This window comes from Streptomyces sp. NPDC058619 (assembly GCF_042717785.1).
Lineage (GTDB): Bacteria > Actinomycetota > Actinomycetes > Streptomycetales > Streptomycetaceae > Streptomyces.
Window position 1 is genome coordinate 1 of record NZ_JBHXQN010000039.1, and the last position, 12,304, is coordinate 12,304.

The 12,304-nt window shown below is 74.4% G+C and carries 12 protein-coding genes; 5 read left to right on the forward strand and 7 right to left on the reverse strand.

What is annotated here, in order from left to right; all coding sequences use genetic code 11:
- Nucleotides 1-114: 114 nt before the first annotated feature.
- Nucleotides 115-561, reverse strand: coding sequence for a nitroreductase family deazaflavin-dependent oxidoreductase (locus tag ACFWTC_RS28350; RefSeq protein ID WP_383920139.1), 447 nt, complete (start codon nt 559-561; stop codon nt 115-117).
- Between the two features lie 107 nt (nt 562-668).
- Between ACFWTC_RS28350 and ACFWTC_RS28355 the strand changes: the two genes are divergently transcribed.
- Together ACFWTC_RS28355 and ACFWTC_RS28360 are read left to right on the forward strand one after the other, a co-directional pair.
- Nucleotides 669-1,670 (forward strand): LysR substrate-binding domain-containing protein, encoded by a 1,002-nt coding sequence (locus tag ACFWTC_RS28355; RefSeq protein ID WP_384028979.1) that lies wholly within the window; start codon nt 669-671, stop codon nt 1,668-1,670.
- Between the two features lie 73 nt (nt 1,671-1,743).
- Nucleotides 1,744-2,397 (forward strand): TOPRIM nucleotidyl transferase/hydrolase domain-containing protein, encoded by a 654-nt coding sequence (locus tag ACFWTC_RS28360; protein WP_384028977.1) that lies wholly within the window; start codon nt 1,744-1,746, stop codon nt 2,395-2,397.
- Between the two features lie 135 nt (nt 2,398-2,532).
- Here the strand turns inward: ACFWTC_RS28360 and ACFWTC_RS28365 are convergent, their stop codons facing one another.
- Together ACFWTC_RS28365 and ACFWTC_RS28370 are read right to left on the reverse strand one after the other, a co-directional pair.
- Entirely contained in the window at nt 2,533-3,399 is an 867-nt protein-coding gene (locus ACFWTC_RS28365; RefSeq protein ID WP_383920131.1) for a GyrI-like domain-containing protein, read from the reverse strand.
- Between the two features lie 199 nt (nt 3,400-3,598).
- Nucleotides 3,599-3,784 carry a hypothetical protein gene (locus ACFWTC_RS28370; RefSeq protein WP_383920129.1) on the reverse strand — a complete coding sequence of 62 codons (186 nt, stop codon included), beginning with the start codon at nt 3,782-3,784 and terminating at the stop codon, nt 3,599-3,601.
- Nucleotides 3,785-3,972: 188 nt separating this feature from the next.
- Here ACFWTC_RS28370 and ACFWTC_RS28375 point away from each other — a divergent pair, with 188 nt between their 5' ends.
- Nucleotides 3,973-5,340 (forward strand): carbohydrate-binding protein, encoded by a 1,368-nt coding sequence (locus tag ACFWTC_RS28375; RefSeq protein ID WP_384028975.1) that lies wholly within the window; start codon nt 3,973-3,975, stop codon nt 5,338-5,340.
- A 172-nt stretch (nt 5,341-5,512) separates the two neighbouring features.
- Here the strand turns inward: ACFWTC_RS28375 and ACFWTC_RS28380 are convergent, their stop codons facing one another.
- Genes ACFWTC_RS28380 through ACFWTC_RS28390 form a run of 3 tightly spaced genes read right to left on the reverse strand, consistent with a single transcriptional unit; the run spans nt 5,513 to nt 9,434 of the window.
- Nucleotides 5,513-6,520: a YdcF family protein gene (locus tag ACFWTC_RS28380; protein ID WP_383920123.1), complete on the reverse strand. Its 1,008-nt coding sequence runs from the start codon at nt 6,518-6,520 to the stop codon at nt 5,513-5,515.
- A 5-nt stretch (nt 6,521-6,525) separates the two neighbouring features.
- The gene (locus tag ACFWTC_RS28385) at nt 6,526-8,124 is read right to left on the reverse strand and encodes an amidohydrolase family protein (protein WP_383920120.1); all 1,599 of its coding nucleotides are present in this window, start codon (nt 8,122-8,124) and stop codon (nt 6,526-6,528) included.
- Nucleotides 8,125-8,135: 11 nt separating this feature from the next.
- On the reverse strand, nt 8,136-9,434 hold the full coding sequence (locus ACFWTC_RS28390; RefSeq protein WP_383920117.1) for an amino acid deaminase: 1,299 nt from the start codon (nt 9,432-9,434) through the stop codon (nt 8,136-8,138).
- A 175-nt stretch (nt 9,435-9,609) separates the two neighbouring features.
- Here ACFWTC_RS28390 and ACFWTC_RS28395 point away from each other — a divergent pair, with 175 nt between their 5' ends.
- Complete coding sequence (locus ACFWTC_RS28395) at nt 9,610-10,377, forward strand: IclR family transcriptional regulator (protein WP_383920114.1); 768 nt, start codon at nt 9,610-9,612, stop codon at nt 10,375-10,377.
- On the forward strand, nt 10,374-10,793 hold the full coding sequence (locus ACFWTC_RS28400; RefSeq protein ID WP_383920111.1) for a RidA family protein: 420 nt from the start codon (nt 10,374-10,376) through the stop codon (nt 10,791-10,793). The genes ACFWTC_RS28395 and ACFWTC_RS28400 overlap by 4 nt, the downstream gene beginning before the upstream one ends.
- Before the next feature lie 106 nt (nt 10,794-10,899).
- On the opposite strand, the gene ACFWTC_RS28405 is transcribed toward ACFWTC_RS28400, so the two are convergent.
- On the reverse strand, nt 10,900-12,234 hold the full coding sequence (locus ACFWTC_RS28405) for a M14 family metallopeptidase (protein WP_384028973.1): 1,335 nt from the start codon (nt 12,232-12,234) through the stop codon (nt 10,900-10,902).
- Nucleotides 12,235-12,304 lie beyond the last annotated feature (70 nt).

Sequence of the window (12,304 nt, forward strand, 5' to 3'; positions counted from 1 at the left end):
TCTGGCACAACGACAAAACCGATCAACCCATCAAACGGTCACTGACCGCCTACGATCACTGACCGCAACGACACCCCTTGGACTCATTCATCTAGGGGCTCCGGCCGCCACCGGTCAGAACGGTTCCAGGACGACCAGGGGGATCTCCCGGTCCGTGGCCGCCTGGTCCTCCTCGTACGCGGGCCACAGGCCCGTCATCAGGTACCAGTACGTCTCCCGCTCCGCCGGCCCGGCGGTGTGGGCCGTGGCCCGGCGCAGGGTCGCGCCGGCCTGGAAGCGGACCTCGGGGTGCGCGGTGAGGTTGTGGTACCAGGCGGGGTGGTGCGGGGTGCCGTAGCCCGAGGCCATCAGGATGAGGCGGCCCGCGTCCTCGCCGTAGATCAGCGGGGTGCGGACGGCGCGGCCGGTGGCGCGGCCGACCGTGGTGAGGAGGAGGGTGTGGACGCCGTGCCAGAGGTGGCCGTCGGCGCCGACGGAGGCGACGTACGCGCGTACGTGGTCGAGCTGCGGGCCTGGTCGCGGGTCCACGGGGTGGTCCCAGTCGACGTCGAGTGCGTGCATTCACCTGTCCTTTGGGTTGTGGCCCCCGGGCGGCTAACGAGCATTCACCGATTCTGGATGCGGCCGACCCGTAGCGCCCGCCCACTGGTCTGAACCAAGCTCGTGGCATGGACCTGGAGCTGAGGCACCTCAAGATCGTCAGGGCCGTCGCGGACGCCGGCAGCCTGACGCGGGCCGCCACCGCGCTGGGGATCGCGCAGCCCGCGCTCAGCACGCAGTTGAAGCGGATCGAACGGGCGCTGGGCGGGGCGCTGTTCGTGCGCGGCCGGGAGGGCGTACGGGCCACGCCGCTCGGGGAGCTGGTGCTGGACCGGGCCCGCGTCGTGCTGCCCGCGGTGTGCGAACTCCAGGAGGAGGCGGTGCGGTTCGCCCGGCAGGGGGCGGAGGGGTACCGGCTCGGCGGGACGCACGGGCCGCTGCTCGGCGGGCTCGTGGACCGGCTGGCGCGCGAGGAGCCCGGGGTGCCCGTGACCACGTACACCTCCTGGTCCGAGAAGGACGTCGCCGGGGGCGTCGCCGACGGGCGCCTGGACTTCGCGCTGGTCGGGGTCTGCGGGGAGAGCGCGCCGCCGGAGCCGGGGCGCCTGGCCTGGATGGAGGTGGCGCGGGACGCGGTGTACGTGATGCTCGCCGAGGACCATCCGCTGGCCGCCCGGCGGGAGATCGACCTGGCGGAACTGGCCGCCGAGGCCTGGACGGACGTGCCGGGCGATGGGTGCTTCGGGGACTGCTTCGCGGCGGCGTGCGTACGGGCCGGGTTCACGCCCGCCTGCGTCTACGAGACCGACACCGCCTCCTGCGTGCACCTCGTGCAGGTCGGGCGGGCGGTCGGGCTGTGCCGGGCCACGTTCCCGGTCACCCCGGGGGTGGTCGCCCGGCCGCTGGCCGGGACCCCGCTGGTGTGGCGGCACCTGCTGGGGTGGCACCCGGCGGCGCGGGCGGCGGGCCGGGCCGCGGACGTACTGGAGCACGCCCGGGCCGCGCACGCGCAGGCCCTGGCCGGCTCGGCCGGGGCGGCGGGCGGAGCCGGCGGCGGTCCCGGGGACGGCTCCGGGACCGGGCCGGCGGCCGCGGCGGTGAGGACGCCGGCCCGGCCCGCCCCCCGCTGACGGCCGGGGCGGAGGCGGCCGGGGCCGTGGAAACGCCCGTGCCGCGGAGCCGGTGACCGGGCAGACTCACCGCATGGCGGATACGGCGGGCACGGCAGGCACGGCAGGCACGGCGGACACCGAGGCGTTCCGGGACGCGGTCGGCGGCTGGGCGGCGGGCGGCCCCGGCGGGACCGCGGGTGACCTCGCCGCGCGGCTGGGGGTGCGTACGGCGGTGCTGCTGGAGGGGCTGAGCGACCTCGCGGCCGTCGAGGCGCTGGCCGGGGCCCGGGGCCGCGACCTCGCCGCCGAAGGGGTGTGCGTCGTGTCGATGGGCGGGGCCATGAGCGTCGCCCGCTACGCCGGCCTCCTCGGGCCGCCCGGCCTCGGCCTGCGCCTGACGGGCCTGTGCGACGCGGGCGAACAGGGCTTCTACGAACGCGGCCTGGAGCGGGCGGGGGCGCCGTACCGGGGCTTCTTCGTGTGCGCGGCCGACCTGGAGGACGAGCTGATCCGCGCGCTCGGCACGGACCGGGTCGAGGAGGTCATCGGGGCCGAGGGTGACCTCCGTGCCTGGCAGACCTTCCTGCGCCAGCCGGCGCAGCACGGCCGGCCCCGGCCGCAGCAGCTGCGCCGCTTCCTCGGCACGAAGAAGGGCCGCAAGATCCGCTACAGCCGCCTCCTGGTCGAGGCCCTCGCCCCCGACCGGGTCCCGGCTCCGCTCGACGACCTCCTGGCGGCGCTCTGACCTCCTGGCGAGACGCTGTCCGGCTGTCCGGCTGCGGCTTTCGGGCTGACCGGCTGACCGGCTGCGGCTGTCCGGCTGACCGGCCAGCCGTCCGGCCGGTCGGCGTACGCCCGCCCGTCCGCCCCCGCCGACGCGTCAGGCCCGCTCCCGCTCCACCGGGAGCCACAGCTCGGCGTCCGCCCGCGTCCCGTCCGGGGACAGCCGGGTGCGCAGGATCTCCGGGCCGGGCCGGCCGCGGTAGGGGTTCGAGGGGAACCACTCCGCGTACACGTCCCGCCAGAGGTACTGGAGGGCCTCCGGAACCGGCCCCGAGGTGGTGAACACCGCCCAGGTGCCCGCCGGAACGGGGAGGACGGTCGTGCCCTCGGGGGCCGGGGCGGAGGTGATCACCCCGTGGTAGTAGTCGAGTTCGGTGCCCTCGGCGCGGCCTGGGTCCAGGTCGTCGCAGACCGCGACGGCGCCCTGCGGCTCCTGGTCCGACAGCTCCTCCAGACGCTGCCGGGCCTCCGGGTCGAGACCGCGGACGAAATCGATGATCGCCCGGTTCGGCCCGAGGTGGACCAGGGGGACCCGGGCCTTGAAGCCGACCACGGTGAAGTCCGGCCTGTCCACGACGCGGTAGTGCATGCTGCTGTTCCCTTCGACGGTGAGACGGAAGGCCAACCGGGGCTGTGAGACGAGCGCGCAGCCCGTGCGGCGCGCCTCGCCGGGCCCGACGCCGTGCACGGCGCGGAACGCCCGCGCGAACGCCTCGCCCGAGCCGTAGCCGTAGCGCACCGCGATGTCCAGCAGCGGATCCCGCCCGGCGAGCACGTCGGCCCCCGCGACCGTGAGGCGCCGGCGCCGGACGTACTCCGACAGCGGCATGCCCGCCAGCGCCGAGAACATCCGGCGCAGGTGGTACTCCGAGGTGGTCGCGGTGCGCGCCAGGGCCGCCACGTCGACGGACCCCGTGAGGTCGCCCTCGATCTGTTCCATGGCGCGGTTCAGTCGCTCCAGCACGTCCGGTTCCCTTCGTTCCTTGTGCTCACCACGCTAGGCGGGCAGCGGCCGGCCGGACCCGACATCCTGTGCCCGTTCCGGTCGGGTGCGCGCGGCGTTCCGGTCGGGTGTGCGCGGCGGGCAGGCCGGCGGGCGCACGCGAGAGCCCCGGCCCGGGGGCGACCCGGGCCGGGGCTGTCTTCAGCATCCGCGTCGAGCGCTACGGCAGGTAGCGCTCGATGACCTGCGGACCCTCCTTCTCGATCATCTGGCGTGCCTTTTCGAGCCGCTCCGGAGTCGGCTCCATCCCGCGCACCATCACGAGGTCTTCGGGGTCGTACGGCCGCTCGCCGCCCGAAAAGAGCCGGTCGGGCTGCTGGGGCTGCTGATCCGCTGCACTGTCCATCGCGTACCTCCTCCGATGCCCCCTGGGGCCATCCTGCGGCGCCCGCCCCATGAACGCACCCCGGGGCGGGTCCGGCCCGGTTGCCCGCCCCGGGCATACCGCCGGGGGAGGGGCCAACCGACAGCTCCCGTACGGTGGTTCGGATTTCTACGGTTTCGGTGACCCCCACCGAACCGAGGAGATCCCCCATGCTCAAGCGACACGCCCGCGCGGCGTGTACCGCCCTGGCCGCCGCCGGGCTGCTGCTGGCCGCGGCGGGCGGCGCCACCGCCGGCCCCGCCCCCGCGACCCCGGCCCCCGCCGCGGGCACCTCCGCCGCCGCCACCCTGCGTACCGCCGAAGCGCCCCCCGAGCTGCTCGCCGCCCTGCAGCGGGACCTCGGCCTGACCCCCACGCAGGCCAAGGCCCGACTCGCCCACGAGGCCGAGGCGGGGGCCACCGCCGCCCTGCTCCGGGACCGCCTCGGCGCCGCCTTCGCCGGGGCCTGGGTGGACGGCGCCGACGCCGCCACCCTCACCGTGGCCACCACCCGGGCCGCCGACGCCGCCGCGATACGGGCCACCGGGGCCCGGGCCGCCGTCGTCACCCGGACCCTGGCCGACCTGGACGCAGCCAAAGCCGTACTGGACCGGGCCGCCGACGCCGCGACCCCGGTCCGGTACGCCGACCCGCGCACCAACCGCCTGGTCGTCGAGGAGACCCGGGCGGGGGCGGCGGCCCGGCTGCTGGCCGTCACCGGCACCGACGCGGCCCTGGTCACCGTGGTGCGTACGGCCGGGGCCCCGCGGCCGCTGTACGACCTGCGCGGCGGCGACGCCTACTACATGAACGGCAGCGGGCGCTGCTCCGTCGGCTTCCCGGTCACCAAGGGCACGGTGAACGGCTTCGCCACCGCCGGCCACTGCGGCCGCGCCGGCACCACGACCAGCGGCTTCAACCAGGTCGCCCAGGGGTCCTTCCAGGCCTCGGTCTTCCCCGGCAACGACATGGCCTGGGTCGCCGCGAACGCCCAGTGGACCGCCACCCCGTACGTCAAGGGCAGCGGCGGCGCGAACGTGCAGGTCACCGGCTCGGTGCTGCAGCCCGTCGGGGCCTCGGTCTGCCGCTCCGGCTCGACCACCGGCTGGCACTGCGGGACGATCCAGCAGCACAACACCAGCGTCACCTACCCCGAGGGCACCATCTCGGGCGTGACCCGCACGACGGTCTGCGCCGAGCCCGGCGACTCCGGCGGCTCCTACATCTCCGGCAGCCAGGCCCAGGGCGTCACCTCGGGCGGCTCCGGGAACTGCTCCAGCGGCGGCACCACCTTCTTCCAGCCGCTGAACCCGATCCTGTCCGCGTACGGCCTCACCCTCAGGACCACGAGCGGTGGCCCGGGCCCCGGCCCCGGTCCCGGCGACCCCGAGCCGGGCGGCACCTGGAAGGCGGGCACGGTCTACGCGACCGGCGCCTCCGTCACCCACGGCGGCGCGACCTACCGCTGCCTCCAGGGGCACCAGGCCCAGACGGGCTGGGAGCCGCCGGTCGTCCCCGCGCTCTGGCAGCGCGTCTGACCGGCGCGCCCCGCCCGGGGACAGGGGTGCCGTGGCTGCCAAGGGGGGAGTCACGGCGCCCCCGCCCGCACGTCCCGGCCCGGCCCGCCCTCAGGCCCGTACGTCCGCCCGGCCCGCGCCCAGGCCCGTACGTCCGCCCGGCCGGCCCCTCGGGTCCGCCCGGCCGCGGTGGTCAGGAGGCGTACGTCGCCGCCACCCCGGCCGCGACCATCAGCCCGCAGATGCCCAGGTTCACGGTCCGGTGCTCCCAGAACACCGCGACGAACTCGCGCAGGGTGGCGCTCGGCCAGAAGTACCGGGCCGTCGGCGATCCCACCACCTGGCCGTTGACGCCCGCCTTGCGGGCCATCATCGCGGCCCGGAAGGCGTGGAAGTTGTTGGTGACCACCACGCACCGGTAGCCGGGGTCGTCCGCGCGCATGAGCTCCCGGCTGAACTGCATGTTCTCCTCGGTCGTCGTCGACCGGTCCTCCAGCGCGACGTGCTCCTCCGGGACGCCGTCCGCGATCAGCCAGTCCGCCATCGCCCGGGCCTCGGACACCTTCTCGTCCGTCCCCTTGCCGCCGGAGACCAGCAGCACCGGCGGGCGGCCGCCGCGGGCCAGCTGGGCCGCGTAGATCTGCCGGCCCTTGCGCAGCCGCGAGGCCAGCAGCGGCGGCACCTGGTCCCCGCAGACCAGGCCCGAGCCGAGCATGACCACGTGGTCGACGTCGCCGCGGACCTTGATGCGGCCGTAGAGGTAGGCGTAGCCGAGGAAGCACATGAAGATGAAGGAGACGTAGGCGGCGACCGCGCTGACGACCGCCGCGACGCCGGTCACCGCGGTCGAGTCGAAGGCCCCCGCGGCGGCCACCAGCGCGATCACCGCGAAGATCCCCAGACCCGCCAGCATCGACAGCAGGTTGGGCAGGTAGGCGCCCTCCTTGCGGACCATGGTCACGCCGTTGGCGACGAGGAAGACGCCCAGGGCCAGGATGCCGAGGGCGGGCAGGCCGAACACCACCAGCAGCACGAGCAGCGCGGCCCAGCCGGGCAGCTTGTCCACCTGGAGGAGCAGGGCGGACGACAAGGTGATGAACGTCAGGCCGAGCAGGACGGCGTTGCGGAACCTGCGACGGTCGTGGCGGGCACTGACGCAGAAGGAGAGGAAGAAGAGCGAGGCGAGGGCGAAGGCGACCATGCCGTTCATCGTATGGGTCGGACGGGGGCCGGCGCGGAGCTGCGACGTACCGACCGACCTGCGAGGACGTCCGTGCGGCGGCCCTCGTGGATCACCGGCCGGCCGTCGATGAACACGTACGGGATCCCGGTCGGCAGGACGCGCGGACGCTCGTACGTGGAGCCGGCCGCGACCGTGTCCGGATCGAAGAGGACGAGGTCGGCCCGGAAGCCCTCCCGGACCAGGCCCCGGTCGGGCAGTCGCAGCCGGGCCGCCGGGCGGCCGGCGAGGTGCGCGACGCACTCCTCCAGCGGGAGGACCCCCAGTTCGCGGACGTAGTGGCCGAGGTAGTGCGGGAAGGTGCCGTAGGCGCGCGGGTGCGGCTTCGCGCCCTGGAGGATGCCGTCGGAGCCGCCCGTGTGGACCCGGTGGCGCATGATCGCCCGGACGTTCCCCTCGTGGCCGACGTGCTGGAGGACCGTCGGCGCCAGCCGGTCGTCCAGCAGCAGCCGCCGGGCGGTGTCCCAGCCGTCGACGCGCCGGCCGACGTGCGCGGCGAGGGCCGGGTCCCCGACGCCCGAGATCTCGACCGTCGACCAGTCGACGGGCACCCCGTGGCAGCCGTCGGCCCCCTCGACCTCCAGCGCGTGGCGGATGCGGCGGGCCACGGCGTCGTCGCGCAGCCGGGCCAGCACCGCCTCGGGGCCGCCCTCGTTCGCCCAGCTGGGCAGCAGGGCGACCAGAGTGGTGCAGCCGGGGGTGTACGGGTAGCTGTCGAGGGTGATGTCACAGCCCCGGGCCAGGGCCGCGTCGAGGAGCGCGAGGAGTTCGGGGGCCCGGCCCGCGTTCTCGCCGAAGTTCATCGTGGCGTGCGCGAGGTGCAGCGCGCAGCCGGCCTCCCGGGTCAGCTCGACCATCTCGGCGTACGCGTCGAGGGCGCGGTGGCCGTAACTGCGGTGGTGGGGGCAGTAGTAGCCGCCGTGCCGCGCCACCACCCGGCACAGTTCGGTCAGTTCGGCGCCGTCGGCGTACATGCCGGGCGTGTACGTGAGCCCGGAGGACATGCCGACCGCGCCCTGGGCCAGGCCCTCGTCGACGAGTTCCCGCATCCGGTCCAGCTCGGCCGCGGTGGCGGGCCGGTCGTCCCAGCCGAGGGCGTACGCGCGGACCGTGCCCTGGGGGACGAGGTAGGCGGCGTTCACGGCGATGCCGCGGCCCCCGTGGGCGCGGTCGAGACGGTCGAGGTAGCCGCCGACGGTGCGCCAGTCGAAGTCGACGTCGTCGCCGGGGCCGTTCCAGCCCGCGATGGCCGTGCGGACCCCGTCGAGGGTGCGCTCGTCGGCGGGCGCGTACGACAGGCCGTCCTGGCCCAGGACTTCGAGGGTGACGCCCTGGGCGGCCTTCGCACTGTGGTCCGGGTCGCGGAGCAGGGCGAGGTCGCTGTGGGCGTGCATGTCGACGAAGCCGGGGGCCAGGGCGAGGCCGTGCGCGTCGAGCGTGCGGCGCCCGCCGCCCGGGATCCGGCCGATCGCGGCGATCCGGCCCCCGTGCACGCCGACGTCCGCGGTGTACGAGGGCCCGCCCGTGCCGTCGACGACGCGGGCCCCCCGGATGACGAGGTCCATGCGGTCGCGGCCTAGAAGAAGGTGCGGACGTAGTCGGTGACCGTGCCGTCGGCCTCCACGACCGGGATGAGCGGCCACTTCTCGAAGATCGTGCACGGGTGGGACATGCCGAGCGCCACCCAGTCGCCGACCTCCAGGTCCCCGGCGGAGTCGGTCTCCAGCCAGGTGTGCTGGTCGGACAGCTTCACCACGCGGACCCCGGTCGCGGGCCGCTCGGTCCCGTCGAGCGCGTCGCGGACCAGCTCGGCCTCCGGCAGGCCCAGGTCGTAGGCGATGTCGCGCTTGCCGGCGTTGACGAACGCCTGCGTGGGGGAGGGGCGGGAGACCACCTGGGTCCACAGGCGGAACGCGGGGCGCAGCCCGCCCTCCTCCGGGATCCGGTTGAAGGGCGTCAGGCGGGTGTACCAGCCGTGGTCGTGGGAGACGTACGCGCCGGAGCGCAGCAGCTTCAGCACCGGGCGGGAGAGCGCGGGGAGCGCGGCGAAGACGTCGGCGACGGCGTCGAACCAGGCGGAGCCGCCGGCACTGACGACGATCTCGTCCAGGTCCGCGGGGAACCGTCCGGCCCCGTCGAACTCGGCGGCGAGGGAGGTCAGGCGGCGCAGGTAGGCGTGGACGGTGTCCTCGTCGGCGCCCGGGACCTCGGCCTCGTACCCGGCGACGCCGACGAGGCGCAGGGTGTCCGTGGCGGCGACGGCGTCGGCGACGGCGCGGCAGTCCTCGTCCGTACGGGCGCCGGTGCGGGCGCCCTCGCCGGCGCCGAGCTCGACGACGACGTCCACGACGGCCGGCTGCCCCCGCAGGGCGCGGTCCATGAGGTGCACCCCGCGCACGGAGTCGACGTAGCAGACGAAGCGGAAGCCGGGGTCGGCGGCGAGTTCGGCGGCGACCCAGCGCAGGGCGGCGGGGTCGACGAGCTCGTTGGCGAGGAAGATCCGCCGGATGCCGAAGGCGCGGTAGACGCGGGCCTGGTGGGGGACGGCGGCGGTGATGCCCCAGGCGCCGTGGTCGAGCTGGCGGCGGAAGAGCTGGGGGGACATGCACGTCTTGCCGTGGGGCGCGAAGGCCAGGGCGTGCCGGGCGGCGTAGGTGCCCAGCGCGGTGAGGTTGTGCTCCAGCGCGTCGGCGTCGAGGGTCAGCACGGGGGTGGTGAACCCGCCGGTGTACAGCCCGCGGCGCTGCGCGGCGAGTTCGCCCACGGTGAGGCCGGCGGCCTGGGCGTCCGGGGGGAGGCCCTTGAACCGGTGGTCGACCGGCTCGTCGGCGAGGTCCTTGACGGGGTCGCTGGCGGGGTCGCTGGCGCTGGCCATGCGGGTGCCTCCCGGGTGTGTGTTGCAGTGCCTGCAACAGTCGTTGCGTAGATCGTTGCATGCTGTCTAACATCCCGGTTGACGGCGGGTCAACGTCTGCGGCGTCGCCGCCGGGGCTCCGCCCCGGACCCCGCGCCTCAAACGCCGGCGGGGCTGAGATCGGGGAGGGGACCGGATGAGCCAGTCGGTGGAGAGGGCGCTCGGCATCCTGCCGTTGCTCGCGCGGGGGCCCGCGGGGCTCGGGGCGGTGGCCGACGCGCTCGGCGTGCACAAGAGCACCGCCCTGCGGCTGCTGCGGACCCTGCACGCCCACGGCCTCGTCTACCGCCAGCCCGACGGCCGCTACCGCCTCGGCGCGAGCCTGTTCGCGCTGGCCGCCGAGGCCATCGAGAACCTCGACGTCCGCGAGATCGCCCACCCCCACCTCGTGGAGCTGAACCGGGCCACCGGGCACACCGTCCACCTCGCCCTGCACCAGGACGACGAGGTCGTCTACATCGACAAGGTCGACAGCCGCTACCCGGTCCGCATGTACTCCCGCATCGGCAAGCCCGTCCCCCTCACGGTCGCCGCCGTCGCCAAGCTGCTGCTGGCCGACCTCCCCGAGGCCGAGCGCCGGGCGCTCGCGGCGCGGGTCGAGTACCCCCGCTACACCTCGCGCTCCACCCCCGACGCGCAGGCCTTCCTGCGCGAGCTGGACCTCGTACGGGAACAGGGCTGGGCCACCGACCTCGGCGGCCACGAGGAGTCCATCAACTGCCTGGGCGCGCCCGTGTACGGGCCGGACGGGCGCGTCGTCGCCGCGCTGTCGGTGTCCGCGCCCGGCGTGGTGGTCGCGGCCGAGGCGCTCCTCGAACTGCGGCCCCTGGTCCTGCGTACCGCCGACACCATCAGCCAGGAGTACTCCGGCTCCGGCTCCGATCCGAACAGGGACCCCGCATGAGCGACACGACCGCCAAGACCGCGATCACCCCCGGCACGCACACCACGCCGCCGGCGAAGTTCTCGCACGGCGTGCGCAAGGGCAACATCCTCCAGGTCGCCGGCCAGGTCGGCTTCCTCCCGCACGTCGACGGGCAGCCGCCGACGCCCGCGGGCCCGACCCTGCGCGAGCAGACCCTCCAGACGCTGGAGAACGTCCGCTCGGTCCTGGAGGCCGGCGGCGCCGGCTGGGACGACGTGATGATGATCCGCGTCTACCTCACGGACACGGACCACTTCGCCGAGATGAACGGCATCTACAACGCCTACTTCGAGGAGCAGGGCCTGAAGGAGGCCCCGGCCGCCCGCACCACGGTCTACGTCGGCCTGCCGGCCGGGCTGCTCGTCGAGATCGACGCCCTCGCCGTCCTGGGCTGAGCGGACGCGCCCGGGGCAGCGGCCGGGAGGGGCGCCCCGCACGGCGCGCGGGAGGGGCGCCCCCCTGGCGGTGAGGCGCCCCGGTCACGTGGCGGTCAGGCCGCGGTCAGGCGCAGTACTGCGCCTCCTTGCCGATCGAGCGGTACATGCAGTCGGCGTTCTCCAGCAGCTGGAGGACGGCCTCCTTGTTGCGCGACGTCTCGCGGTCGATGACCTCGTCGGGCGGGTAGAAGCCGCCGCCGCCCGCGCTCGACGGGTACAGCTCGAAGGTGTAGGCGAAGATCTTCTGGCTGCCCCACAGCCAGTCGTCGATCGTCCCGTCCGTGATGTACAGGTCGCTCGACTGCTCCGGCGTGTAGCCGTTGCTCGCCGCCATGCCCGTACCGATCTTCTTGAAGACGGCGAGGTCGTCGGCGGTGAGGCCGGGCGCGGTGTCGTTGTACGTCCAGCCGAAGGGCCAGAGCACCAGCTGGCTGTAGGTGTGGAAGTCGATCGAGGCCTTGATCTGCTGCTTGCCGCCGATCACCCGGCTGCGGACGAAGTCGGAGACGACCTTCACCTCGGGCGCCGACTCGGCGGCCGCGCCGCGGTAGGTCTCGGAGCTCTTGCTGCTGCTGGAGCCGCCGCAGCAGCCCCACTTGTAGTTCCAGTTCCGGTTCTGGTCGGTGCCGACGTAGGAGGAGCCGGAGTTGGGCTGGCGGTTCTTGCGCCAGGAGCGGTAGGAGCCGGTGGCGATGTCGTACTCGCCGCCGTCGGGGTTGAGGTCCGGGATGATCCAGATCTCGCGGCCGTTGACGGCGTTGGTGACCCGGGACTCGCTGCCGTACTTGGAGCCCAGCTCCTTGAGGAGGTAGAGGGCCATTTCCACGGTCAGGTGCTCGCGGGCGTGCTGGTGCGCGGTGAACATCACCTCGGGTTCGGCCTCGTCGGTCGCGACGTTGTCGCTGATCTTGATGGCGACGAGGTCGCGGCCCTGGTACGACTTCCCGATGACCCGCTTGCTCATGATCGAGGGGTACTGGGCGATGCGCTGGTCGATCTCCGCGCTGGCCTCGGCGTAGTTGTGGTAGCGGGAGTCCGCCGAGGGGAAGTCCATCGTGCCCGACGCGATCCCGGGCAGTGAGCGGTCGGGCGGCCCGGGGAGGGCCGTGAGCTGGTAGCCGAGCCTCCGCAGGCTCTTGGCCTGCATCGTGTCGGCGCTGACGACGACGGTGTGGTCGTCCACCTCGTCGATCGACACCCCGGTGCGGAGCAGGGCCGTGCGGTCGGTGACCGTGGAGGGCCCGTGGATCCGGTACTGGACGATCGCCTCGTCCTGGGTGGCGGTGGACGGAGCGGCCGGTGACGAGGCCGTGGCGCTCATTCCGTACGCGGGCGCGCCGAGCGCGAGCGCCAGCAGGGCGGCCGTGACGGCAGCCCTCCGGCGGGTGTGGAGCCGCATGCGTTCTCCTGGGTGGGGAGTGTGGGGGTAGCCGTGCGGACGCGCACAGCGTGCTCTTGTGGCATGTTCT